This is a genomic window from Streptomyces sp. Edi4, from assembly GCF_040253615.1.
Classification (GTDB): Bacteria; Actinomycetota; Actinomycetes; order Streptomycetales; family Streptomycetaceae; genus Streptomyces.
In genome coordinates this window covers 5,791,422-5,814,994 of the sequence record NZ_JBEJGY010000004.1, presented here as the reverse complement: position 1 = coordinate 5,814,994, position 23,573 = coordinate 5,791,422, and the positions used below count along the sequence as shown (strand labels likewise).

Genomic DNA, 23,573 nt, shown 5'->3' with positions numbered 1-23,573 from the left:
CGGGGGCGGCCCCGCTACACGCGAGCTGCGGCCCGCTCGGTCGTCGCGATCGTCGCCGAGCCCACCACGCGTGTGCCGTCGTACAGGACGATGGCCTGGCCGGGGGCGACGCCTCGGACCGGTTCGGCGAACGTCACCTTCAGGACGTCGTCGACCAGTTCCGCCGTCACCTCGGTCTCGCCGCCGTGGGCGCGCAGCTGCGCGGTGTACGTGCCAGCTCCGACCGGGGCGGTGCCGCACCAGCGGGGCTTGATCGCACCCAGGGCGGTGACGTCGAGCGCTTCGACGGGACCGACGGTGACCGTGTTGTTGACGGGCGAGATGTCCAGGACGTACCGCGGCTTGCCGTCGGCGGCCGGGTGCCCGATGCGCAGGCCCTTGCGCTGGCCGATGGTGAAGCCGAAGGCGCCCTCGTGGCTGCCGATCTTGGCGCCGGACTCGTCCACGATGTCGCCCTCCGCCTTGCCGAGGCGGTTCGCGAGGAAGCCCTGGGTGTCGCCGTCGGCGATGAAGCAGATGTCGTGGCTGTCGGGCTTCTTGGCGACGGCCAGGCCCCGGCGCTCGGCCTCGGCGCGGATCTCGTCCTTGGTGGTGAGGGTGTCGCCGAGCGGGAACATCGCGTGGGCGAGCTGACGCTCGTCGAGCACGCCGAGCACATAGGACTGGTCCTTGGCCATGTCGGACGCGCGGTGCAGCTCGCGGGTGCCGTCCTCGTTCAGGACGACGGTCGCGTAGTGGCCGGTGCAGACCGCGTCGAAGCCGAGCGCGAGGGCCTTGTCGAGCAGCGCCGCGAACTTGATCTTCTCGTTGCAGCGCAGGCACGGGTTGGGCGTGCGGCCCGCCTCGTACTCCGCGATGAAGTCCTCCACGACGTCCTCACGGAAGCGTTCGGCCAGGTCCCAGACGTAGAAGGGGATGCCGATGACGTCCGCCGCGCGGCGGGCGTCGCGGGAGTCCTCGATGGTGCAGCAGCCGCGGGCCCCGGTGCGGAAGGACTGGGGGTTCGCGGAGAGCGCCAGGTGCACGCCGGTGACGTCGTGGCCGGCTTCGGCGGCCCGGGCGGCGGCGACGGCGGAGTCCACACCGCCGGACATGGCGGCCAGGACGCGCAGGGGGCGCGGGGAGGTCATCGACGGGGGCTGCGGCGAAGTCTGAGTCATAGCACTCGTAAGGGTACGTGGGATCGGGAACCGGGGGCGCGGGAGTATCCGTTGTGCCTGTCAGAGGGGGTCCGATCCGGGATTCCGGGGCCCGCCGGGTGCGGCGCGGCCTGTTGGGGAGGTACGGGAGCGACGGGGGCGGGGCGTATGGCGACCAGCCGCAGGGGGCTGCTGATCGGGGGCGCGGTGGTGGCGCTCGGGACCATCGGATATCTGAACGCGCCGCACGCGCGCCCGCACAGACCGCGCAAGGCCGGAGAGCTGGACTACGCGGGGGCGCGGTGGGTGGCGGCCGCCCCGGCGAACTGGCGGATGGCGGACCGGCCGGAGGACTACGCGGTGGACCGGGTGGTGATCCATGTCGTCCAGGGCAGTTTCGACAGCGCGCTCAAGACGTTCCAGGACCCGAGGAACAAGGTCGCGGCGCACTATGTGGTGTCCGGGGACGGGCACATAGCGCAGACGGTCCGGGAGCTGGACGTGGCGTACCACGCGGGCAATCGCGCTTATAACGAGCGCAGCGTCGGCATAGAGCACGAGGGCTTCATCGAGGAGGCGTCCTCCTTCACCGACGCCATGTACGCGGCGTCGGCGCGGCTGACGGCAGCGATATGCGCCCGCTACCGCATAGCCGTCGACCGCAAGCACATCATCGGGCACGTGGAGGTGCCGGGCACCGACCACACCGACCCCGGTCCGCACTGGGACTGGCCGCGCTACCTGACGATGGTGGGCGCGGCCACCGGGGCCTGAGCCGCGCGCCGGGGTGGCGGTGTCAGACGAGTCCGGCGCTGCGGGCGCGCTCCACGGCGGGACCGATGGCGCCCGCGACTGCCTCGACATCCGCCTCCGTGGAGGTGTGGCCCAAGGAGAAACGCAGGGTGCCCCGGGCCAGGTCGGGGTCGGTGCCGGTGGCGAGCAGGACATGACTGGGCTGGGCGACGCCCGCGGTGCAGGCGGAGCCGGTGGAGCACTCGATGCCCTGCGCGTCGAGCAGCAGCAGGAGGGAGTCGCCTTCGCAGCCGGGGAAGGTGAAGTGGGCGTTGGCGGGGAGCCGGCCCGCCGGCTCCGGGTCCCCGCCGAGGATCGCGTCGGGCACGGCCCGGTACACGGCCTCCACGAGCCGGTCCCGCAGCCCCCCGGTGTCCCGGGCGAACGCGCCGCGCCGCTCGGCGGCGAGCCGCCCGGCGACCGCGAACGCGGCGATGGCCGGGACGTCGAGGGTGCCGGAGCGCACATGCCGCTCCTGCCCGCCGCCGTGCAGCACGGGCACGGGGGTGTACTCGCGGCCGAGGAGCAGGGCGCCGATGCCGTACGGGCCGCCGACCTTGTGGCCGGAGACGGTCATGGCGGCAAGGCCTGAGGCGGCGAAGTCGACGTCGAGCTGACCGAAGGCCTGCACCGCGTCGGCGTGCAGTGGGACGTCGAACTCGCGGGCCACGGCGGCCAGTTCTGCCACCGGCATGATGGTGCCGATCTCGTTGTTGGCCCACATGACGGTGGCGAGGGCGACGTCGTCGGGGTCGCGCTCGATGGCGTCGCGCAGCGCCTGGGGGTGCACTCTGCCGTACGCGTCGACGGGCAGGTACTCGACGGTGGCGCCCTCGTGTTCGGCGAGCCAGTGCACCGCGTCGAGCACGGCGTGGTGCTCGACAGGGCTGGCCAGGACGCGCACGCGGCGCCGGTCGGCGTCCCTGCGGGCCCAGTACAGGCCCTTGACGGCGAGGTTGTCGGCCTCGGTGCCGCCGGCCGTGAAGACGACCTCGCTGGGGCGGGCGCCGAGCGCGTCGGCGAGTTCTTCCCGGGCCTCCTCGGCGGTGCGGCGGGCCCGCCGCCCGGCGGCGTGCAGCGAGGACGCGTTGCCGGTGGCGGTCAGCTGGGCGGTCATCGCCTGGACCGCCTCCGGGAGCATCGGAGTGGTCGCGGCGTGGTCGAGGTAAGCCATGGTGGGCCCGATTCTACGAGCCGCGCCGGGTGGACCGTGCCGCGGTTCCGGCCAGGGGCGTGGCCCGGATCAGCCGCTCAGGCCCCAGGAGACGGTGTGGTCGGCCATGACGAGGGCGGCGAGAACCACGAGGTCGGCGACGCCGAGGGCGAGTCCGAGCAGGGCCCGGCCGCGGCGGCGCGTCCGGTACAGGAGGGAGAGCGAGGCCAGGACGATGGCGATGGGGCCCAGCACGACGTTCATGACGAGCAGCCCGAGCAGGCCGAGAACGAAGGCCGCCACGGCCATTCCGTCGGCGTCACGGTCCCGGGTGCGGCGGCGGATCGCGGCGAGTTCCATGGTCAGCCCTTCCGGTGCGAGAAGCGTTCACGGGCGGAGAAGACGAGCAGCCAGACGGCGATGACGCCTGCGACGGCGAGCGTGACCGGGAGCGGGAGGTGCGCCGCTGAGCCCAGCACGACCCCCAGCAGGAGGAGGGCTGCGACGAGGAAAAACATGAGATCCCTTTCCGTGTGCGGTTCTTCGGCGATCCGGCTCCCGGTATCCCGGTATCCCGGTATCCCGATGTCTCGTCTTTGGCACCGGGCCGGTGTCCCGGGTGGTGCTCCGGATGAGCCGGTTGGGGCTCCGGATGCCCTGGTCGTGTTCCGTGTACCTCCGATCGGCGGGGCCAATCACCTTTCGGAGTACGACTGTTCACTGACTGATGAGTCTAGTCTTCCGAACTTCGGCGAACAGCTGTTTACTGAGTGGTATGAGCCACACTCTCGGAATCCGGCAGGCCCAGAAGCAGAAGACGCGCCAGGCCCTCATGGACTCGGCGCTCCAGCTCCTGGAGCACCAGAGCCTGAGCAGCCTCGGGCTCCGCGAGGTCACCCGGGCCGTGGGCGTGGCGCCGGCCGCGTTCTACCGCCACTTCAAGGACACCGCCGACCTCGGCGTCGCCCTGGTCGAGCAGGCACTCGGATCGCTCCATGGCACGATTCGGGCGGCGATCGTCACCACCGGGGCCAGCGACGAACGCATCGACCGGGCGGTCGCGTTGATCGCCGCCCACGTCTGCGCCTACCCCGCGCACGTCCGCTTCATCGCCCGCGAACGGCACGGCGGGGTGGCGCCGGTCCGCGACGCGATCGGCGTGCAGCTGCGGTCCTTCGCGGACGAGGTGGCCGAAGCGCTGGGTGCGGACCCGCAGTCGAAGGGATGGCCCCCGGCTGATCTGCGCATGCTGGCGGGCCTGTACGTCGACCACATGGTGATGACGGCGTCGACGCTCCTGGAGGACGACGAGGGCGCGGACGCGATCCTCACGACCGCCCGCGCGCAGCTGCGTTTGGTCGCGCTGGGGCGCCGGCACTGGCTGGACTGAGCGGGGGCCACGGGGTGGTGCGCGGGGGGTGCCTACGCCGCGCCGGGCCCGCTGTGCGGCTGGGCCGGCCTTGGAGCCGGGCCCGCTGTGCGGCTGGGCCGGCCTTGGAGCCGGGCCCCGCTGTGCGGCTGGGCCGGCCTTGGAGCGCCCGTGGCCCCGGCCCGGCCGCCGGGGGCTTCGCCCCGGACCCCGGGAGGCCCCACCCCACCCCTTCCCGAAACCCTCCGGGGGTGAACGCGCGGCCACAGCTCACAGCCGGACCCGGCACAAGCCCCGTGGGCGCTGCCCCCGGACCCCCGCTCCTCAAACGCCGGAGGGGCTGGATTTCACACCCGACCGGGGTACGAAGTGCGCCCGCAGGCCCGAGGTCGCCCCCAGACCTCGCCCCCTCCCGGGGCCAATGAACGGACAATCGAGCAAGCGGCACGTCGGCCAAGTCCCAAGGGGGTGCAGGGGGGAGCCCCCGCGTGGGGCGGGGGCGAGCTAGGGGCACACGGAGTCCGGGGCGCAGCCCCATGAGCCAGCCCTCCTTGCCCCCGCACGGGCGGGTGGGCAAACCCCCAGGGGTGCAGGGACCGAACCCCGCACGGGGGCCGGGGCGCAGCCCCAGGTGGGGTCCGGAGCGCAGCCCCAGGGTCCAGCCCAGCCAACCCCGCGCAACAGGCGGGCGGGTGGGCAAACCCCCCAGGGGTGCAGGGGGCGGAGCCCCCCGCACGGGGGCCGGGGCGCAGCCCCAGGTGGGGTCCGGGGCGCAGCCCCATGCGCCAGCCCTCCTTGCCCCCGCACGGGCGGGTGAGCAAACCCCCAGGGGTGCAGGGACCGAACCCCGCACGGGGGCCGGGGCGCAGCCCCAGGTGGGGTCCGGGGTGCAGCCCCAGGGGCCAGCCCCACCAACCCGCGCAACAGGCGGGCGGGTGGGCGACCCCCCACGGGTTCAGGGGGCGGAGCCCCCGCGTGGGGTCCGGGGCGCAGCCCCAAGGGCCGGGCTCGCCAACCCCGGGCAACGGGCGGGCAGGTGGGCGAACCCTCCGCCTCAACCCCGCGGCGCCCGCGCCAACTGGCGGGACTGGGCGACCAGTCGATCGGCCGAGTCCCAGACCTCCGCGTCCTCCTCCAGAAAACCCCCGGCCAGATTCCGCGTGGTGATCGACACCCGCAGCGGCCCCGGCGCCGGCCGGCAGCGGATGTGCGTGGTCAGTTCGACCGTCGGCGTCCACCCCTTGAGCCCGAGCTCGAAGGACGTCGGCGGCAGCGCGTCCACGGTGAGGAGCAGCGAGATCGGGTCCGCGTCACGTCCGTCCGCGAGCCCGAACCACGCCCGCATCTCGCCCTTGCCGGACGGCGCCCCCACCGCCCAGCCGAGCGTGGTCGGATCGAGCTTGAGCATCAGCCGGTCGGTGATGGCCGAACTGCCGGGGATGGGCGGACGGGAGCCGTCGGGCGCGTCCGTCGCGCCGATGCAGTGCGAAAGCGGCGGCATCGCGGGCGGCTGCGCGGTGGTGCGCACCTCGTCGGTGAGCGCGTCGAGATCCCCGTAAGAGCCGAGGACCCGGATGCGCTCGACCTCCGCGCCCGCCTCGTCGTACTGGAAGAGCGAGGCCTGACCGGTGGAGAGGGTGCGCCCGGTGCGTACGACCTGGGTGCGGATGACCGCGGGACCCGGCACGGACGGCGTGAGGTAGTGCGCCGAGACGCTGAACGGGTCCGGGTGCGGCAGCGCGTCACCGAGCGCCCGGCCCAGGAGGGCCAGCAGATAACCGCCGTTGACGGCGTTGATGATGGTCCAGCCCGCCGAGAGCTCGGCGTCATAGACTCCCGCTTCCCGCAGGGTGATCGCGGTGTCGCGGTCGAACTCGCTGTCCCCGATCGCGGCGGGGAGTACCGGTGACGTTGCCTGTGCCATGCGCAGCACCGTACACCGATAAATTACTGAGCGGTAGCTTTCTTGCCGCTCGCACTCCTCACATCCGCGCCCGCCCCCTCACACCCACTCCCCCACACACCTCACACCTCACACCTCCTCAAGCGTCGAGCTGCGCCGGTGCCACGCGCGCGGTGCCCGCCAGTGGTACTTCAGGGCCGCGATGCGCAGCAGGAAGGCCGTGACCACCGCGAGCCCGCTGGTCCCCGCGTTCAGGAGGTCGAAGCGGATGAAGAGCACGACCATCGTGGAGCCGACGATCGCGGGCACCGCGTACAGATCGCGGTCCCAGCGCAGCAGGGAGGGCACCTCGTTGGCGAGGACGTCACGCAGCACGCCGCCGCCCACCGCCGTGGCGAGGCCGAGCGCCGCCGACGAGGTGAGCCCGAGCCCGTAGTCGTACGCCTTGGTCGTGCCCGTGACGCAGAACAGGCCGAGCCCCGCCGCGTCGAAGACGTTGACCGCGAGCTGGGTGCGCTCGACCTCGGGATGCAGGAAGAAGACCAGCACGGCGGCGAGCAGCGGGGTCACGAAGTACCCGAGGTCGGTGAAGGCGGCCGGCGGGACCGCCCCGATCATGAGGTCGCGGAACAGCCCTCCGCCCAGCGCGGTGACCTCGGCGAGCACCGCGATGCCGAACACGTCGAAGTTCTTGCGCACGGCGAGCAGGGCGCCGGAAATCGCGAAGACGAAGATTCCGACAAGGTCCAGCACATGCTGGACGGAGGGGCTGAACAATGAGTGGAGCACCCCGCATTTTTACTCATCGCGGGGCGCCCCCCGGCACCGCCTGGCTCAGAGTGCGGGCTTGCCCGTGTCGTAGATCCACTTCTGGAACAGCCCGTCGAGCGACTTGCCCGATATCTCCTCGGCGAGGCCGATGAAGTCCTCGGTGTCGGCGTTGTGGTAGCGGTGGGCCTTGGTCCAGGCCGGGAGCAGCTTGAAGAAGGCCTGGTCACCGATGCGTTCGCGCAGTTCCTGGAGCATCATCGCGCCGCGTTCGTAGACCGCGTCGGAGAACATCGTGTCGCGCTGCGGGTCGGCCACCTCGATCTTCCAGAAGTCGTCGTCGGCCGGGATCGAGTTGTAGGCGGCGAGGAAGGACTCGTGCGCGGTTTTCGTGCCGCGGTGCTCGGCCCACAGCCACTGGGCGTAGGTCGCGAACCCCTCGTTGAGCCAGATGTCGTCCCAGTGGGCCACCGAGACGGAGTCGCCGAACCACTGGTGGGCGAGCTCGTGCACGATGGTCGACTCGGAACGTACCGCCGAATAGCTGGGCTTGGACTGGGTCTCCAGGGAGAACCCGGCCTGCGGCATGTCGTCCACGACGGCCCCGGTCTCCTCGAAGGGGTATGGGCCGAAGAGCTTGGACCAGTAGTCGGTGGCCTCGGCGGTCACCGCGTACACGTCGACCTTGTTCTGGTTGGCGAGTACGGGGTCGATGGCCACGTAGATGGGCGTACCGCCGGGCGTGCGGCCGGTCTTCACGTCGAACTTGCCTATGGACGCGGTGGCCAGGTAGGTCGCCATCGGCTTGCTCTCGCGCCAGTGGTAGTACGAGCGTCCCCCTCGGTCGTAGGAGTCCACCAGGCGCCCGTTGGACACGCCCGTCAGCCCCTTCGGCGCGTCGATGCGGATGTCGTACGTGGCCTTGTCGGAGGGGTGGTCGCTGGAGGGGAACCAGGTGGAGGCGGCGTTGGGCTCGCAGGCCACGAAAACGCCGTCCTTGGTCTTCATCCAGCCGTAGTCGGAGCCGAAGACGATGGGTCCGTTCAGCGCGTGCGGCACTCCGCCGTAGACGACGGTGACCTCGAACTGCTCGCCCCGGGAGAGCCGGTGGCGTGGGGTGATGACGATCTCGTCACCGGTTCTGCTGAAGTCGGCCGGCCTGCCGTTCACCCGGATCGAGTCGACCGTCAGCTTCTGGAGGTCCAGGTCGAAGCGGGAGAGGTTCTGGGTGGCGCGGGCGGTGACCGTGGTACGCCCGTCCAGGCGCCCGGAATCGGGGTTGTAGCTCACCCCGAGGTCGTAATGCAGGGCGTCGAAACCACCGTTGCCCATCAGGGGGAAGTACGGATCGCCGATGCCCGGGGCGCCGGGTGAGGCGGCGGGCGCTGCGGCGATGGTGAATCCGGCGGCCACCGCGGTGGCGAGGGCGAGCAGCCGGGAGCTGTGACGTGCCGAACGGGAGAGTGCCATGAGTCTGCCCTTCGAGCGTGTGCCGTTGGTACGGACACGCAGACTCTGCACTCTCCCGTCTCGTCATGAACATGACTTTACTGAACTGTCATGCCCTACTTGCCGGTTGACTCCTGCGCCCCGGTCTCCGGCTTGCCTGCTCCCGGCTTGCGGCCCCCCGTCTTGCGAGCCGCCGGCTTACGGGCCCCCGGCTTGCCGGCCGCCGACTTGCGGACGTCGGTTTTGGCCGCGCCGGCGTCGGGCGCCTCGGCTTCGGAGTCGGCCACGCTCGCGTCGGACGCGCCGGCTTCGGACACTGCCGCGTCAGATGTGCCCACTTCAGGCGCCTCCGCCTCGGACGCGGCCGCTTCGGGTACCTCCGCCTCGGACGCGCCCACTTCAGGCACCTCGGTCTCGGACGCGGCCGCTTCGGGTACCTCCGCCTCGGACGCCTCCGCCGGCTCGGACGACTCGACCGCCTCCGCCGGCTCAGCCGATGCCGCCGACTCGGGCGCCTCCACCGCCACCACCGGCTCGGTGGCCTCCGCATCCGTTCCGCCGATCGTCACGACCTCGATCGACTCCCGGGCCTCCGCGAGAACCGTCTCGCCCGGCGCCTGGTCCGGCGCGTTCTCCGGGTGGTGGCAGGCCACCCGCTGGCCCGGCTTCAGCTCGACCAGCACCGGCTCCTTGGTCGTGCAGATCTCCGTCGCCTTCCAGCACCGGGTGTGGAACCGGCATCCGCTCGGCGGCGAGATGGGCGAGGGAACGTCACCCTTGAGCAGGATCCGCTCGCTCTTCATGCCGCGCCGCCGCGGATCGGGCACCGGCACCGCGGACATGAGCGCCTTGGTGTACGGGTGCATCGGCGCCGCGTACAGCGACTTGCGGTCGGCCAGCTCGACGATCTTGCCCAGGTACATGACCGCGATCCGGTCCGACACGTGCCGGATGACCGACAGGTCGTGCGCGATGATCACGTAGGTGAGGCCGAGCTCCTGCTGGAGGTCGTCGAGGAGGTTGACCACCTGCGCCTGGATCGAGACGTCGAGGGCCGAGACCGGCTCGTCCGCGACGACCAGCTTCGGCTTGAGCGCGAGCGCGCGGGCGATGCCGATGCGCTGACGCTGACCGCCGGAGAATTCATGCGGATAGCGGTTGTAGTGCTCGGGGTTGAGCCCCACGACCTCCAGAAGCCGCTGGACCTCCTTCTTGACGCCGCCCTCGGGCTGGACGCCCTGGAGCTTGAAGGGGGCCGAGATGATGCCGCCGACCGTGTGCCGGGGGTTCAGCGAGGAGTACGGGTCCTGGAAGATCATCTGGACGTCGCGGCGCATCGGCCGCATGCCGCGCACCCCGAGGTGGGTGATGTCCCGTCCCTCGAACTCCACGGTCCCGCCGGTCGGTTCGAGCAGCCGGGTGATCAGCCGGCCCATCGTCGACTTGCCGCAGCCGGACTCGCCGACCACGCCGAGCGTTTCGCCGGAGCGCACGTCGAAGTCGAGGCCGTCGACGGCCTTGACCGAGCCGGTCTGCCGTTTCAGCAGGCCGCTGCGGATCGGGAAGTGCTTCTGGAGGCCGCTGACCTTGAGCAGGACCTCGCCGGGAGCCACCTCGCCGGACGTCCTGGTCCCGGCCGGGACGGCGCCCTTGCTCTGGGCGGGAATCGTCACGTCGTTGTCCGTCACGCCTTTGTCCTCGCTCACAGCTTGGGCGCAATCTCTTCGGTCCAGATGCGCTCCCGCTCATCCGGCGACATGTGGCAGGCGGTCCAGTGACCGCTCCCGCCGTCGGCCAGTTCGGGGCGCACGGTCCGGGTGATGTTGTCCTTGGGCACATCGGCGTACGGGCAGCGCGGGTTGAAGGCGCAGCCGGACGGGATGTTGATCAGGGACGGCGGGGAGCCCTTCACGGGGATGAGCCGTTCGGTCTCCTCCCGGTCGATGCGCGGCATCGAACCGAGCAGCCCCCAGGTGTAGGGGTGGCGGGGCTCGTAGAAGACCTTCTCGGCCGGTCCGCGCTCCACGCAACGTCCGCCGTACATCACCAGGATGTCGTCGGCGAGCTCGGCGACGACGCCCAGGTCGTGGGTGATGATGATGACCGCGGAGCCGAACTCCTTCTGCAAGTCCCGGATCAGGTCCAGGATCTGCGCCTGCACGGTGACGTCCAGGGCGGTCGTCGGCTCGTCCGCGATCAAGAGGTCGGGGTTGTTCACCAGCGACATCGCGATCATCGCGCGCTGGCGCATGCCGCCGGAGAACTCGTGCGGGTAGGAGTCGACGCGCTTGTCGGGCTGGGGGATGCCGACCCGGTCGAGCATCTCGATCGCCCGGGTGCGAGCGGTCTTCTTGTCGACGTCGTGGTGGACCCGGTAGGCCTCGATGATCTGCTTGCCGATGGTGAAGTACGGGTGCAGCGCGGACAGCGGGTCCTGGAAGATCATCGCCATGTCGCGGCCGCGGAGCTTGCGCACCTCGTCCGGGTCGGCCGACAGCAACTCCTTGCCGTTGAGCCAGATCTCGCCGGAGATCTGGGCCTTGCGCTTGCCGTACTGGCCGGCCGTGTGCAGCCCCATGATGCCCATCGAGGTGACGGACTTGCCGGACCCGGACTCACCGACGATGCCGAGGGTCTTGCCCTTCTCCAGCGAGAAGGTGAGCCCGTCGACGGACTTGACCAGGCCGTCGTCGGTCGGGAAGTGCACCTTGAGGTCGCGTACGTCGAGGAAGGCGTCCGAGGGCCGCTCACCCGCGACCGGTTCGCCGACGGCGGCGCCGGTCTTGTTCAGGTCGGTCATGCGAGCCTCACTCGGGGGTCGATCACGGCGTACAGGAGGTCCACGACCAGGTTCGCGAAGATCACCGCCGCCGAGGTGATCAGCGTGACACCGAGGATCACCGGAAGGTCGCGGTCGTTGATGGCCTGGAGCACGGCCCGGCCCAGACCCGGAATGCTGTAGGTGGTCTCGGTGAGGATCGCGCCGCCGATGAGGGCGCCGATGTCCATGCCGAGGACCGTCAGGATCGGCGCCATGGTGGAGCGCATGGCGTGCTTGCCGATGACGGTGGCCTCGGTCAGTCCCTTGGCCCGGGCGGTTCTGACGTAGTCCTCGCCCATCACTTCGAGCATGGTCGCCCGGGTGAGACGGGCGTACATCGCCGCCTGGAGGAAGGCGAGTGTGATCCAGGGCAGCAGGAGACCGCTGAACCAGCCCGTTGGTGACTGGCTGAAGGGCACGTACTCCCCGTTGAGCCAGTGCAGTTGGTAGGTGAAGATCGCAAGCGACAGCAGACCGGTGAAGTAGATGGGCAGCGACACGCCCGCCAGAGCCACCGTCATGGAGAACCGGTCCCACAGCGAGCCGCGCTTGAGGGCCGAGACGACGCCGGTCAGGACGCCGAAGATGACCCACAGGATGGCCGCGCCGATGACCAGCGACAGGGTGACGGGGAAACGGTCCTTGAGGACGGGCCAGATCGCCTGCTCGTTCTTGAACGAGTAGCCGAAGCACGGGGCGTCACAGTGGATCGTCGTACCGCCGCCGGTGTAGTCGCGGCCGGCCACGATGCCCTTCACGAAGTCGAAGAGCTGGACGAAGATCGGGTCGCCGAGACCCAGCTTGGAGCGGACCGCTTCGAGAGCAGCGGCGTCGGACTGCTTGCCGACGTACATGGTGGCCGGGTCGACGCCCGTCCACTTGGGAACCAGGAAGAAGATGCCGAACGTCACGAGCATGACGATCAGCAGCATCACGATGGCGGCGGCGAACCGCCTGATGAGATATGCGAGCACTGCTCTCGGCCCGGCGGCGGGCCGGGGGCACCGGATTGCGGTACCCCCGACCCGTCACACGACGGCCTTCACCTGCCCTTCGTGCCTAGCGGCGGGTGCGCCGGCGGAGCGATTGGACGACGGTCACTTCTCGACGCCGAGCGAGGCGTAGTCGTAGAAACCGTTGTTGTTGGTCGTCGTGTAGACGTTGGTGAGGCGGGAGCTGCGCCACTTGACGTTCTTCTCGAAGACGAACGGCAGGTAGACGGCGTGCTCGGAGACCTTCTGGTTGATCTGCTTGTAGATCCCGGCGGCCTCTTCGGGGGTGTTCGCCGCGATGGCGTTGTCGAAGAGCTTGTCGATGTCCGGGTCGTTCAGCATCGAGTAGTTGTTGTTGCCGTTGGGCAGGATGAACTTGGAGTCGACCAGCGGGAGCAGGAAGCCCTGGCCGGACGAGAAGTCCGGGCCCCAGCCCATGATGATGATTCCGTAGTTCTTCTTCTTGACGACCTCGGGGTTGCCGATGATGCCGGTCGTCTGCGCGCCGTCGTACTGGTCGATGTCGGCCTTGATGTTGACCTTGGCGAGCGCGGCCTGGAGCGACTGCGCCGTGGCGACCTCGACCTGCTTGTTGTTGCGGACCGCGATGGTGGTGGAGAAGCCATCGGGCTTGCCGCAGGCGGCGAGCTCTTCCTTGGCCTTCGCGATGTTCGGGGCGCCGTCGTTGGCGGTCGCGCCGTAGGGGTCGTACTTCGGGTCCGAACCGCTGATGATCGGCGGCAGCATGTTGGTGGCGATGTCACCACCGGCCTGCGGGCCGCCGCGGGCGGTCTGGAGCGACTTGTGGTCGGCCGCGTAGATGACGGCCTTGCGGCAGTGCTCGTTGTCGAACGGGGCCACCGTCTGCGGGAAGACCGCGTAACGGATGTAGCCCGTGTCCGGGTTGTCGACGTTGCCCTTGTACTGCTGGAGCGCCTTGGTGCGGCCGGCGGCGCCGAGGCCGGTGCCGTTGATGTCGACGTCGTAGTCGCCGTTGATCAGACGGCTGTCCATCTCGTCGGCGCTGCTCAGCAGGGTGAGGCTGATCTTGTCCGGCAGGGCCTTGCGGACGTTGTCCGTCTTCGGGTCCCACTGGTCGTTGCGGACCAGGACCATGGACTTGTTGGGCGAGTAGGACTCCCACTTGTACGGGCCGAGCGAGAACGGCTTCAGGCCGTACTTCGACTGGGTGTCCTTGTCCTGGCGGACCGGGGTGCCCGAGGGCATGGCCAGCATCTGCTCGAAGTCGACGTTGGGCGCCGGCAGCTTGAAGACGATGGTCTTGTCGTCGGGCGTCTCGATGGCCTTCAGACCCAGCTTGTCGGGCGAGGTGTCCTTGTAGGGACCCTTGTACTCACCGGTGGGGTCGAGGACGTCCTTCAGGTAGACGGGGCCGCCGGAGATGACGTCCTGCGCCCAGATGCGCTCGATGCCGTACTTGACGTCCTTGGAGGTGACGGCCTTGCCGTCCTCCCACTTGACGCCGTCCTTCAGGTGGTACGTGTACGTCTTCTTGTCCGGCGAGACCTCGGCGAGACCGGTCGCGATGTCCGGGACGAGCGTCTCGCTCTCCTTGCCCGGGGCGGCCTTGAACGTGATCAGCGTGCGCGTGTAGTAGCGCGCGTAGTCCCACATGAAGCCGTAGTAGCCACGCTGCGGGTCCCACGAGTCGGCGTCCTGGGTACCGACGAACTTGAGCTCGCCGCCCTTCTTCGTCGACGCGTTCGCCAGCTTGCTGTTGGCGGCGTTGAAACCGGGCGCCTTGCCCTTGCTGTCGCTGCCGCCACCTCCGCCGCAGGCCGCGGTGGACAGCAGAGCCGCAACGACGATCGCGGCGCCGGCGACCGTCTTTCGCCTTGATGAACCTGGGGTTGTCACGATCTCGCTTCCTCCGTAGTGGGCGTCTTGCGTGTCGCGGCCCGTGCGGTGCGCCGGGCCGGAGTCTGTGAATTCCCGCATCAGCGGGTGCCCTTCGGGTCGAGGGCGTCGCGGACGCCGTCGCCGAAGAGGTTGAACGCCATCACGGTGATGAAGATCGCCACACCCGGGATGATCATGAACATCGGATCGGACTGGTAGGTCGCGATCGCCGTCGACAGCATCTGTCCCCAGGAGGACGTGGGCGGCTTGACGCCCGCTCCCAGGAAGCTGAGCGCCGCCTCGGTGAGGATGTTCGTCGGGATCATCAGCGTCATGTAGACGGTGACCGGCGCGATCAGGTTGGGCAGCAGCTCCTTGAACAGGATGTAGCCGCGGCCGGCGCCCAGACTGCGCGCCGCCTCGACGTACTCGCGCTCCCTCAGCGACAGCGTCTGGCCGCGCACGATGCGCCCCACGTACGGCCATCCGAAGAAGCCGATGACGAGGATCATCACGAGCAGCCGCACTCCGGTGCCGCTGAGGCCGAAGAGCTGGCTGGGGACCACGGAGATCAGGGCGATGATGAAGAGCAGCTGCGGGAAGGAGAGCAGCATGTCCATCACCCGGCTGATGATCGCGTCGAGCCAGCCGCCGAAGTAACCGGCGATCACGCCGAGCACGGTGCCGACCACGACGGCGAAGACCGCCGCGAGGAAGCCCACGAGCAGCGAGACGCGCGCGCCGTAGACGATGCGGCTGAACACGTCGCGGCCGTTGACCGGCTCAACTCCCAGCAGGAAGTGGGAGTTGATGCCGCCCCAGCTGCCGGTCGGCGTGGAGAGCAGCGGGTCGATCTGGTCCTCGTGGAACTCCTCCGGCGGATGGCCGAACGCGTCGACGATCCACGGCGCGAAGATCGCGACGAGGACCAGGAACACGACAACGATGCCACCAGTGAGGGCGAGCTTGTCCTTCTTCAGCCGGTTCCAGGCGATACGGCCCAGCGAACGCCCCTCGACCGCTCTGGTCTCGTCGCTCGGCGTGGCGCCGAGGTCGGCGGTCGGGTCCGCGTCGGCGGGTGTGTCGTGCAATGGTGCCGTCATCGTGGCAAGGACCCCTCTCAACCGGCGGTGACCGGCCCGCACTTGCCGCTGTAGCGGCGCGTTCCCATCAGCAGTGCGAGCGGGGGGCGACACCGGGCAGCGGGTCGGGCTGCTCGCACACGGGCCCGAACGGCCCTGCATGCCGGGAGTCTTCAATGGCGTCGCGATCACCCGCCAGACCTGACGGCGAAAGTATGCGCAAACGTGATGCGGAAAGGGGGTTTCCGTTATGCGGACGCGGGTTAACAGGGGTCGGACATGCGGAAGTTGGGGCGCATGTGACACGCGGGGCCATTGCGGTCTTCGCCCCATCAGAACGGACATTCCCCAGGCGCGCGGGGGAAGTTGACCGCGTCCGCCCTGGTGGGAGCCTCACGCGGCGGAGCCCGGTGCGCGCGCCGGAGGAGCCGCGCGGCCGCCGGGGCGGACTCAGTAGGCGCGCGGGGCGGCCGGCGGGTAGCCGTAGCCGGACGTTCCGGGGGCCGGAGCGGCGCTTGCCTCACGGTCGTAGAACGGGCGTGCGTGGGCTTTCAGCCACATGCAGACGGGGTCGTACGCGTCCGACATGGCGACCGCGGAGACGGCGAGCCCGTCCGGCACGGCGGCCGCCGACTGGCGCATCATCGCCCGCACGGCCTCCACGGACGTGGCGCCGAAGTCGTACAGATCGAGACCGATGGCGAGGTAGGGCGCGCCGAGCGCGGGCTGCACCCAGGCGCGGCGCAGGGAGCGCACGGCCGGGGTGTGGTGCGCGTTCTGCGCGAGCAGGGCGTAGAACTGCGGTACCTCGACGGCCGGTTCGCAGAGCCTGAGCGGTCCTGCGGGCATCCGGTCGAGGCCGGTGGCGATCCGCCGCAGGTCGGTCCAGGGGATGCCGACGCCGCCGCCGGGGGCATGCGGATTGAGCCAGATCCCGTACCGGTCGGGGTAGAGGGCGCGGGCGACGTCGAGGGCGCCGGTCACCTCGTGCGCCCGGTTCCAGCCGCTGGCGGAGAGCTCCTGCGACGAGGTCACACAGGGCGCGTACGCGACGCCGTCGACCTCCATGGTGCCGTACTGGGCGTCCGGCGAGCCCGGCGTGCCGTTCCACAGGAGCATCCACAGCCGGCCGGACGCGGGGTCGGCGAGCGCGTGCAGCAGCGCCTCGTACACGTCGTAGCGCCCGGGCGTCACCTGGCGCAGCATGTGCTCGACCTGCCCGGCCGCGGCGGTGCCTGACGCGCTCACCCTGGGTTCCGCCCCTCTTCGATCCACCGTGCCGACGTCCTGCGCCACCCCGCAGCCCCGCAGCCCCGGGCACGCGCGTGCGGCTGCGGGGCTGCAAGGGTCATGAAACCAGGTTAAGCCGCCGCGCAGACACCGCCATGACCCGGCGAGGACCTGCCGCGAGGCGCCCGGCGGTTGTTACTGGGCCCGCGTATAGAAGGGGCGTACCCGCTCACGCATCCAGGTGGCGACGGGATCCTGTGTCACATCGAGCAGGACCAGGTGGACCGGCCAGCCGACCGGGGCGCGGCCGAGCGCCCGGCCCAGTGCCTCCATGGGGGCCCCGCGTCCCGCGCCGTCCCAGGTGGAGAACTCCACGCCGATGAAGAGGGTGGGCGCGTCGCCCTCGATGGAGGCGAGCGCGCGGCGGGCGCTGAGCACCACGCCGGTCGCCTCGAACTCCTCGGCCGCGACGCCGAGGAATTGCACCGGGTCCTCCTGCCAGTCCGGCTCGAAGAGGCGTACCCGGGCGCCGGACGCGGGTCCATCGAGTGCGGTACGCCCGGTACGGCACAGCTCGGCCACGGCGGGCGGGGGCAGCGGCATGCCGACGGTGCCCTCGGGGTTGACCACGATGCCGAGCTGCGGCGGGAGCCCGCGCGCGAACTCGACGGCGGGCGCCACCGCGAACGACATATGGGCACCTACGCACTGCATGAACTGCTGCTCGGAGCTGTAGACGGGGACATAGGGGGCGCCGTCCAGCTCCAGGGTGGGCAGGTCGAGGTCGGTGCTGTCCTGGCTGCCGCCGTTGGGCAGCGGCACCCACACCGCGTTGCGGCCCAGGACCTCTATCAGGCGCGGACCCGCGTCGGGCTGCCCGACAGCCGCGGCCAGCACCTCTTCGAGCTCGTTGCCCGGCCAGCCTCCGCCGCCGTGCGGATGCGCGAACACCTGCTCCGGAAAGTTCATGTGCCGTCCCTCTCCCCCGACTGTCCCCGACCCCCGCCGCGTGCCCGGCTCCTGCGCGGCCGTGCACCTCGACCCTAACGCCGCACCCCTGGCCGGAAGAAAGCCGACGGGGCCAGGGCCCGGCGCACGCCCGCGCGCCTCACTCGGTGAAGCCGATCCGTCGCAGCACGGAGGCCGACTCCCGGTCGAGCAGGACGGCGCTGGCGCAGCCGGTCGGCAGCCGCCCGGCCTCGACCTGGGCGATCAGGCGGCGGGCGGCGCCGCGGTGCCGGGCGAAGGCGTACGCCGACACCCAGCGGCCCCGCGCGGCCTGGCCCTCCAGAGCGGTGCCGGCCGGCACGTCGAGCACGACCAGACGCAGTGCGCGTCCCCTGCGCCGCGCGCCCCGCCCCAGCCAGTGCCGCACCCAGGCCTGGGTGCCGCAGTCGTGCACGACGAGGCTGTCGCCCGAGCGCAGCGCCCACCAGGTCCGCGCGAAGTGCGCGGTGCGGGTGAGCGGGCGGTACAGGAGGTAGGGGATGCCGGGCAGTGCGCGCTGCCAGGCGAGCCGGGTGTCCTGGGAGTCGATCCTGCGGTCGGTGACGGCGCGGCGCATCAAAGTCGTCTTGCCGCTGCCGGGCAGGCCGGACACCACCACGACGTCACCCGCGTCGAACAGGAGCTCCGGCGGGGTGAGCCCGGGCCGCCCCCGCAGATCCCATACCGTCCCGGACACCTTGGGTACCTTGGGCACATCGGGCGCCTTGTGCACCTCGGGCGCCTTGTGCACCTCGGGCGCCTTGGGCACCTCAGACACCTCTGACACCCCGGGCCCCGGTCGCCCCGAGCGTGCCCGGCGCGCCGCCGGTACCGTCAGCCTCGCCTTCCGGCCGTCCGGCGCGGGCACCTCCCGCACCCGACCGGTCCTGTGGTCCGCCGTCATGGCACTCCCCCCTGTTCGCTCCCGCGTTCCTTGCCCAGGGAGTGTAAAGAGCCGGTAATGGGTCACCGGCGATGTGCCGTCCTCGGGATGCGTGCAATGATGTGCGCGCCAACTGCATACCGGCCGTTCGAATCCGCGCGGGAGAGTCCTCAGCAGCTGTGAGCTGGGGCGCCGAAGGAGCAAGTTCCTCCCTTGAATCTCTCAGGCCCCGTACCGCGCGGGTGAGGCAGATCTGAAAAGCGGGCTGTCCCCTGCCGGGCGGTCCCACCCAAGGTGCAAGCCGAGCCGCGCAGCGCGCGCCGGTGAACCTCTCAGGTTCCGATGACAGATGGGGAGGATGTCCTCGACCGTCATGCCCCGGGACCTTGGAGCACCATCCATGAGCAACGCCCCCCGCCTCACCTCCCTCGATGCCCTGCATCGATCGCTGGGCGCCACGATGACCGACTTCGCGGGCTGGGACATGCCGCTGCGGTACGGGAGCGAGCGCGACGAGCACAACGCCGTACGGACCCGCGCCGGGCTCTTCGACCTCTCCCACATGGGCGAGATCACCGTCACGGGCCCCGAGGCCATGAAGGCGCTGAACTACGCGCTCGTCGGCAACATCGCCACCATCGGCGTGGGCCGCGCCCGCTACACGATGATCTGCCAGGAGGACGGCGGCATCGTCGACGACCTGATCGTCTACCGCTTGGGCGAGACCGAGTACATGGTGGTCGCCAACGCGGGCAACGCTCAGATCGTGCTGGACGCGATCACCGAACGCGCGGCCGGCTTCGACGCCGAGGTCCGCGACGACCGCGACGCCTACGCGCTGATCGCGGTCCAGGGCCCCGAGTCCCCCGGCATCCTGAAGTCCGTGACGGACGCCGACCTGGACGGCCTGAAGTACTACGCGGGCCTGCCCGGCACCGTCGCGGGCGTGCCCGCGCTCATCGCCCGCACCGGCTACACCGGCGAGGACGGCTTCGAGCTGTTCGTGGCGCCCGAGCACGCCGAGCGGCTGTGGCGCGCGCTGACCGAGGCCGGAGCGGACGCGGGCCTTGTGCCGTGCGGCCTGTCCTGCCGCGACACGCTGCGCCTGGAAGCGGGCATGCCGCTGTACGGGCACGAGCTGACGACCGCGCTCACCCCCTTCGACGCCGGCCTCGGCCGGGTCGTCAAGTTCGAGAAGGACGGTGACTTCGTGGGCCGCGCCGCTCTGGAGGCCGCCGCCGAGAAGGCCGGCGCGAACCCGCCGCGCAAGCTGGTCGGACTGATCGCCGAGGGCCGCCGGGTGCCGCGCGCCGGGTTCGCCGTGGTCGCCGCGGGCGGAGCCGGGGGCGAGACCGTGGGCGAGGTCACCTCGGGCGCGCCGTCGCCGACGCTGGGCAAGCCGATCGCCATGGCCTACGTGGACGCGGCGTACGCCGAGCCGGGCACGGCCGGGGTCGGCATCGACATCCGCGGGACGCACGAGCCCTACGAGGTCGTCGCGCTCCCCTTCTACAAGCGCCAGAAGTGACGCGCGTCCTTCTTCCCCTCCCCCTCTCGTCTCTCGCCTTCCGCGACACTTCTCGAGACCCCGTCAGCAGCACTTCCCCGCGTACAGGAGAATTCAGGTCATGAGCAACCCCCAGCAGCTGCGCTACAGCAAGGAGCACGAGTGGCTGTCGAACGCCGAGGACGGCGTGTCGACGGTCGGCATCACGGAGCACGCGGCCAACGCGCTCGGTGACGTCGTGTTCGTACAGCTTCCCGAGGTGGGTGACACGGTGACGGCGGGCGAGACCTGCGGCGAGCTGGAGTCCACCAAGTCGGTCAGCGACCTGTACTCCCCGGTCACGGGCGAGGTCGTCGAGGCCAACCAGGACGTCGTGGACGACCCTTCGCTGGTCAACTCGGCCCCCTTCGAGGGCGGTTGGCTGTTCAAGGTGAAGGTCACGGACGAGCCGGGCGACCTGCTCACCGCCGCCGAGTACACCGACTTCGCCAGCTGACCCGCACCACAGGGATACAGGGAAACAGGGATCGTCTGATGTCGCTTCTGAACCAGCCCCTCCACGAGCTGGACCCGGACGTCGCCGCCGCCGTCGACGCCGAGCTCCACCGTCAGCAGTCCACCCTCGAAATGATCGCCTCGGAGAACTTCGCTCCGGTCGCGGTCATGGAGGCCCAGGGCTCGGTCCTCACCAACAAGTACGCCGAGGGCTACCCGGGCCGCCGCTACTACGGCGGCTGCGAGCACGTCGACGTGGTCGAGCAGATCGCGATCGACCGCGTCAAGGCGCTGTTCGGCGCCGAGGCCGCCAACGTGCAGCCGCACTCGGGCGCCCAGGCCAACGCGGCGGCCATGTTCGCGCTGCTCAAGCCGGGCGACACGATCATGGGTCTGAACCTGGCCCACGGCGGTCACCTGACCCACGGCATGAAGATCAACTTCTCCGGCAAGCTCTACAACGTGGTCCCCTACCACGTGGACGAGACCGGCGAGGTCGACATGGCCGAGGTCGAGCGCCTGGCCAAGGAGGCCAAGCCGCAGCTGATCGTGGCCGGCTGGTCCGCCTACCCGCGCCGGCTGGACTTCGCCGCCTTCCGCCGCATCGCGGACGAGGTCGGCGCCTACCTGATGGTCGACATGGCCCACTTCGCGGGCCTGGTCGCCGCGGGTCTGCACCCCAACCCCGTCCCGCACGCCCACGTCGTGACCACCACCACGCACAAGACCCTCGGCGGTCCGCGCGGCGGTGTGATCCTCTCGACGCAGGAACTCGCCAAGAAGATCAACTCGGCGGTCTTCCCCGGCCAGCAGGGCGGCCCCCTTGAGCACGTGATCGCGGCGAAGGCGGTGTCCTTCAAGGTCGCGGCGTCCCCCGAGTTCAAGGAGCGCCAGCAGCGCACCCTGGACGGCGCCCGGATCCTGGCCGAGCGCCTGGTCCAGGACGACGTCAAGGCGGTGGGCGTGGACGTCCTGACCGGCGGCACCGACGTGCACCTGGTCCTGGTGGACCTGCGCAACTCGGAGCTGGACGGCCAGCAGGCCGAGGACCGTCTGCACGAGGTCGGCATCACGGTCAACCGCAACGCCATCCCGAACGACCCCCGGCCGCCGATGGTCACCTCGGGTCTGCGCATCGGCACCCCGGCGCTTGCCACCCGCGGCTTCGGTGCAGAGGACTTCCGCGAGGTCGCCGACATCATCGCCGAGGCGCTGAAGCCGCAGTTCGACAAGGACGCCCTGTCGGCCCGGGTGTCCGCTCTGGCCGCCAAGCACCCGCTGTACCCCGGCCTGAAGTAATTTCGTACTCTTTCGTTATCGGATCCTTCCGTACGAAAGCCCCGGGGCACCCCGCACACTGGGTAGTGAGCGTGGTGCCCCATCCCATGCTGTGCCAGCTTTGCTCTGCACCACCACGGCAGACAACGGCGTCTACCAACCCCAAGGAGTTCTCCGTGGCCATCTCGGTCTTCGACCTGTTCTCGATCGGCATCGGCCCGTCCAGCTCCCACACCGTCGGCCCGATGCGGGCGGCCCGGATGTTCGCGGCGCGCCTGAAGAACGAGGGCCTGATCGCCCACACCGCCCGCATACGGGCCGAGCTGTACGGCTCGCTCGGCGCGACCGGGCACGGCCACGGCACGCCGAAGGCGGTCCTGCTCGGCCTTGAGGGCGACTCGCCACGCACGGTCGACGTGGAAACCGCCGACGCCCGCGTGGAGAAGATCAAGGAGTCGGGCCGGCTGAACGTGCTCGGCATGCACGAGATCGCCTTCTCCTACGACGACGACCTGGTCCTGCACCGCCGCAAGGCGCTGCCCTACCACGCCAACGGCATGACGGTCTTCGCCTACGACCCCGACGGCGAGCTCGTCCTGGAGAAGACGTACTACTCGGTCGGCGGCGGCTTCGTCGTCGACGAGACCGTGCTCGCGCAGGAGGGCGCGGCGGGCGACAACCCGATCGTGCCCGACGACACCGTCCTCAAGCACCCCTTCCGCACCGGCGACGAGCTGCTGCGGCTCGCGCGGGAGACCGGCCTTTCCATCTCCGCGCTGATGCTGGAGAACGAGAAGGCCTGGCGCACCGAGGAGGAGATCCGCTCCGGCCTCCTGGACATCTGGCGGGTCATGCAGGCCTGTGTCTCGCGCGGCATGTCCCGCGAGGGCATCCTGCCCGGCGGCCTCAAGGTCCGCCGCCGCGCCGCCACCACCGCCCGCCAGCTGCGCGCGGAGGGCAACCCCGACGCGCACGCGATGGAGTGGGCGACGCTGTACGCGATGGCCGTCAACGAGGAGAACGCGGCGGGCGGGCGCGTCGTGACCGCGCCCACCAACGGCGCGGCCGGCATCATCCCGGCGGTCCTGCACTACTACATGAACTTCGTGCCCGGCGGGACCCCGCAGGAGAAGGAGGACGGCGTCGTCCGCTTCCTGCTCGCGGCCGGCGCGATCGGCATGCTGTTCAAGGAGAACGCCTCGATCTCCGGCGCCGAGGTCGGCTGCCAGGGCGAGGTCGGCTCCGCCTGCTCGATGGCGGCCGGCGCCCTCGCCGAGGTCCTGGGCGGCACCCCGGAACAGGTCGAGAACGCGGCCGAGATCGGCATGGAGCACAACCTGGGTCTGACCTGCGACCCGGTCGGCGGCCTGGTCCAGATCCCGTGCATCGAGCGCAACGGCATGGCCGCCGTGAAGGCCGTCACCGCCGCCAAGATGGCGATGCGCGGCGACGGCAGCCACAAGGTGTCCCTGGACAAGGTCATCAAGACGATGAAGGAGACGGGGGCCGACATGAGCGTCAAGTACAAGGAGACGGCCCGCGGCGGGCTCGCGGTGAACATCATCGAGTGCTAGGCGAAGCGGCTCCGGCCAGCGCGTTCGTACGTTCATGCCGCGTGGCGCCCGGTCGTACCGCCGGGTGACGTTTCGCCTTGTCAGAGCACGTGCGGCCGGTTGGTCTGTGCTCGTTTCGTGTCGTCCGAGGACGTCCGGCCACCGGCGGCGGGACCGCCGGTGCCGACAAATAAAGGGGCCGCACGCGTTGTAGGCCTTCCACAGTGCCTCCTGCTGCCGGTCCCGCTCCCCTGCGGAATCGACCTGACGCGTCGACAAGAACTTCCCCGCGCCGGGGACATCGTGGTGCCG

General features: G+C 70.4%; 21 protein-coding genes and 1 riboswitch. Of the genes, 6 read left to right on the top strand and 15 right to left on the bottom strand.

The window, feature by feature from the left end; genetic code table 11:
- Positions 1-14: 14 nt before the first annotated feature.
- Positions 15-1,160: a tRNA 2-thiouridine(34) synthase MnmA gene (mnmA, locus tag ABR738_RS28500; RefSeq protein WP_350232807.1), complete on the bottom strand. Its 1,146-nt coding sequence runs from the start codon at positions 1,158-1,160 to the stop codon at positions 15-17.
- A gap of 147 nt (positions 1,161-1,307) precedes the next feature.
- On the opposite strand from mnmA, the gene ABR738_RS28495 reads away from it, so the two are divergent.
- Complete coding sequence (locus tag ABR738_RS28495) at positions 1,308-1,913, top strand: N-acetylmuramoyl-L-alanine amidase (protein WP_350232806.1); 606 nt, start codon at positions 1,308-1,310, stop codon at positions 1,911-1,913.
- 22 nt (positions 1,914-1,935) lie between these two features.
- Here the strand turns inward: ABR738_RS28495 and ABR738_RS28490 are convergent, their stop codons facing one another.
- From ABR738_RS28490 to ABR738_RS28480, 3 genes are all read right to left on the bottom strand, one after another.
- On the bottom strand, positions 1,936-3,105 hold the full coding sequence (locus ABR738_RS28490; RefSeq protein WP_350232805.1) for a cysteine desulfurase family protein: 1,170 nt from the start codon (positions 3,103-3,105) through the stop codon (positions 1,936-1,938).
- A gap of 69 nt (positions 3,106-3,174) precedes the next feature.
- Entirely contained in the window at positions 3,175-3,444 is a 270-nt protein-coding gene (locus ABR738_RS28485) for a DUF4190 domain-containing protein (RefSeq protein WP_350232804.1), read from the bottom strand.
- Between the two features lie 2 nt (positions 3,445-3,446).
- Entirely contained in the window at positions 3,447-3,602 is a 156-nt protein-coding gene (locus ABR738_RS28480; protein WP_350232803.1) for a hypothetical protein, read from the bottom strand.
- A 257-nt stretch (positions 3,603-3,859) separates the two neighbouring features.
- On the opposite strand from ABR738_RS28480, the gene ABR738_RS28475 reads away from it, so the two are divergent.
- Complete coding sequence (locus tag ABR738_RS28475; protein ID WP_350232802.1) at positions 3,860-4,474, top strand: TetR family transcriptional regulator; 615 nt, start codon at positions 3,860-3,862, stop codon at positions 4,472-4,474.
- 1,033 nt (positions 4,475-5,507) lie between these two features.
- Here ABR738_RS28475 and ABR738_RS28470 read toward each other — a convergent pair.
- The 11 genes from ABR738_RS28470 to ABR738_RS28420 all read right to left on the bottom strand — a co-directional run bounded on the left by ABR738_RS28470 (position 5,508) and on the right by ABR738_RS28420 (position 18,323).
- Positions 5,508-6,377 (bottom strand): thioesterase family protein, encoded by an 870-nt coding sequence (locus ABR738_RS28470; protein WP_350232801.1) that lies wholly within the window; start codon positions 6,375-6,377, stop codon positions 5,508-5,510.
- A gap of 108 nt (positions 6,378-6,485) precedes the next feature.
- A complete protein-coding gene (locus tag ABR738_RS28465; protein WP_350232800.1) occupies positions 6,486-7,145 on the bottom strand; it encodes a trimeric intracellular cation channel family protein in 660 nt (219 codons plus the stop codon).
- Positions 7,146-7,190: 45 nt separating this feature from the next.
- Positions 7,191-8,594, bottom strand: a complete 1,404-nt coding sequence (locus tag ABR738_RS28460; protein ID WP_350232799.1) for a M1 family metallopeptidase — start codon at positions 8,592-8,594, stop codon at positions 7,191-7,193.
- A 95-nt stretch (positions 8,595-8,689) separates the two neighbouring features.
- Entirely contained in the window at positions 8,690-10,246 is a 1,557-nt protein-coding gene (locus ABR738_RS28455) for an ABC transporter ATP-binding protein (protein WP_502964248.1), read from the bottom strand.
- A gap of 29 nt (positions 10,247-10,275) precedes the next feature.
- Positions 10,276-11,373, bottom strand: coding sequence for an ABC transporter ATP-binding protein (locus ABR738_RS28450; protein ID WP_350232798.1), 1,098 nt, complete (start codon positions 11,371-11,373; stop codon positions 10,276-10,278).
- Entirely contained in the window at positions 11,370-12,368 is a 999-nt protein-coding gene (locus ABR738_RS28445; protein WP_350232797.1) for an ABC transporter permease, read from the bottom strand. Before ABR738_RS28445 ends, ABR738_RS28450 begins: the two co-directional genes overlap by 4 nt.
- 123 nt (positions 12,369-12,491) lie before the next feature.
- Positions 12,492-14,264, bottom strand: coding sequence for an ABC transporter substrate-binding protein (locus ABR738_RS28440; protein WP_350232796.1), 1,773 nt, complete (start codon positions 14,262-14,264; stop codon positions 12,492-12,494).
- 80 nt (positions 14,265-14,344) lie between these two features.
- On the bottom strand, positions 14,345-15,349 hold the full coding sequence (locus tag ABR738_RS28435; protein WP_350232795.1) for an ABC transporter permease: 1,005 nt from the start codon (positions 15,347-15,349) through the stop codon (positions 14,345-14,347).
- 429 nt (positions 15,350-15,778) lie between these two features.
- Complete coding sequence (locus ABR738_RS28430) at positions 15,779-16,576, bottom strand: enhanced serine sensitivity protein SseB C-terminal domain-containing protein (protein ID WP_350232794.1); 798 nt, start codon at positions 16,574-16,576, stop codon at positions 15,779-15,781.
- A 177-nt stretch (positions 16,577-16,753) separates the two neighbouring features.
- Positions 16,754-17,527 (bottom strand): enhanced serine sensitivity protein SseB, encoded by a 774-nt coding sequence (locus ABR738_RS28425; RefSeq protein WP_350232793.1) that lies wholly within the window; start codon positions 17,525-17,527, stop codon positions 16,754-16,756.
- 139 nt (positions 17,528-17,666) lie between these two features.
- Entirely contained in the window at positions 17,667-18,323 is a 657-nt protein-coding gene (locus ABR738_RS28420) for an AAA family ATPase (RefSeq protein WP_502964161.1), read from the bottom strand.
- 254 nt (positions 18,324-18,577) lie between these two features.
- A riboswitch (glycine riboswitch) is annotated at positions 18,578-18,675 on the top strand.
- A gap of 153 nt (positions 18,676-18,828) precedes the next feature.
- On the opposite strand from ABR738_RS28420, the gene gcvT reads away from it, so the two are divergent.
- The 4 genes from gcvT to ABR738_RS28400 all read left to right on the top strand — a co-directional run bounded on the left by gcvT (position 18,829) and on the right by ABR738_RS28400 (position 23,282).
- Entirely contained in the window at positions 18,829-19,956 is a 1,128-nt protein-coding gene (gene gcvT, locus ABR738_RS28415; protein WP_350232792.1) for a glycine cleavage system aminomethyltransferase GcvT, read from the top strand.
- A 100-nt stretch (positions 19,957-20,056) separates the two neighbouring features.
- Complete coding sequence (gcvH, locus tag ABR738_RS28410; protein WP_350232791.1) at positions 20,057-20,431, top strand: glycine cleavage system protein GcvH; 375 nt, start codon at positions 20,057-20,059, stop codon at positions 20,429-20,431.
- Between the two features lie 38 nt (positions 20,432-20,469).
- A complete protein-coding gene (glyA, locus tag ABR738_RS28405) occupies positions 20,470-21,729 on the top strand; it encodes a serine hydroxymethyltransferase (protein ID WP_350232790.1) in 1,260 nt (419 codons plus the stop codon).
- Between the two features lie 155 nt (positions 21,730-21,884).
- A complete protein-coding gene (locus tag ABR738_RS28400) occupies positions 21,885-23,282 on the top strand; it encodes an L-serine ammonia-lyase (RefSeq protein WP_350232789.1) in 1,398 nt (465 codons plus the stop codon).
- Positions 23,283-23,573 lie beyond the last annotated feature (291 nt).

What these genes read in the sequence shown, in the direction of transcription:
- mnmA (WP_350232807.1), bottom strand. Translation starts at nt 1,160, where the DNA reads ATGACTCAGACTTCGCCGCAGCCCCCGTCGATGACCTCCCCGCGCCCC.
- ABR738_RS28495 (WP_350232806.1), top strand. Translation starts at nt 1,308, where the DNA reads ATGGCGACCAGCCGCAGGGGGCTGCTGATCGGGGGCGCGGTGGTGGCG.
- ABR738_RS28490 (WP_350232805.1), bottom strand. Translation starts at nt 3,105, where the DNA reads ATGGCTTACCTCGACCACGCCGCGACCACTCCGATGCTCCCGGAGGCG.
- ABR738_RS28485 (WP_350232804.1), bottom strand. Translation starts at nt 3,444, where the DNA reads ATGGAACTCGCCGCGATCCGCCGCCGCACCCGGGACCGTGACGCCGAC.
- ABR738_RS28480 (WP_350232803.1), bottom strand. Translation starts at nt 3,602, where the DNA reads ATGTTTTTCCTCGTCGCAGCCCTCCTCCTGCTGGGGGTCGTGCTGGGC.
- ABR738_RS28475 (WP_350232802.1), top strand. Translation starts at nt 3,860, where the DNA reads ATGAGCCACACTCTCGGAATCCGGCAGGCCCAGAAGCAGAAGACGCGC.
- ABR738_RS28470 (WP_350232801.1), bottom strand. Translation starts at nt 6,377, where the DNA reads ATGGCACAGGCAACGTCACCGGTACTCCCCGCCGCGATCGGGGACAGC.
- ABR738_RS28460 (WP_350232799.1), bottom strand. Translation starts at nt 8,594, where the DNA reads ATGGCACTCTCCCGTTCGGCACGTCACAGCTCCCGGCTGCTCGCCCTC.
- ABR738_RS28450 (WP_350232798.1), bottom strand. Translation starts at nt 11,373, where the DNA reads ATGACCGACCTGAACAAGACCGGCGCCGCCGTCGGCGAACCGGTCGCG.
- ABR738_RS28435 (WP_350232795.1), bottom strand. Translation starts at nt 15,349, where the DNA reads ATGACGGCACCATTGCACGACACACCCGCCGACGCGGACCCGACCGCC.
- ABR738_RS28425 (WP_350232793.1), bottom strand. Translation starts at nt 17,527, where the DNA reads ATGAACTTTCCGGAGCAGGTGTTCGCGCATCCGCACGGCGGCGGAGGC.
- gcvT (WP_350232792.1), top strand. Translation starts at nt 18,829, where the DNA reads ATGAGCAACGCCCCCCGCCTCACCTCCCTCGATGCCCTGCATCGATCG.
- gcvH (WP_350232791.1), top strand. Translation starts at nt 20,057, where the DNA reads ATGAGCAACCCCCAGCAGCTGCGCTACAGCAAGGAGCACGAGTGGCTG.
- glyA (WP_350232790.1), top strand. Translation starts at nt 20,470, where the DNA reads ATGTCGCTTCTGAACCAGCCCCTCCACGAGCTGGACCCGGACGTCGCC.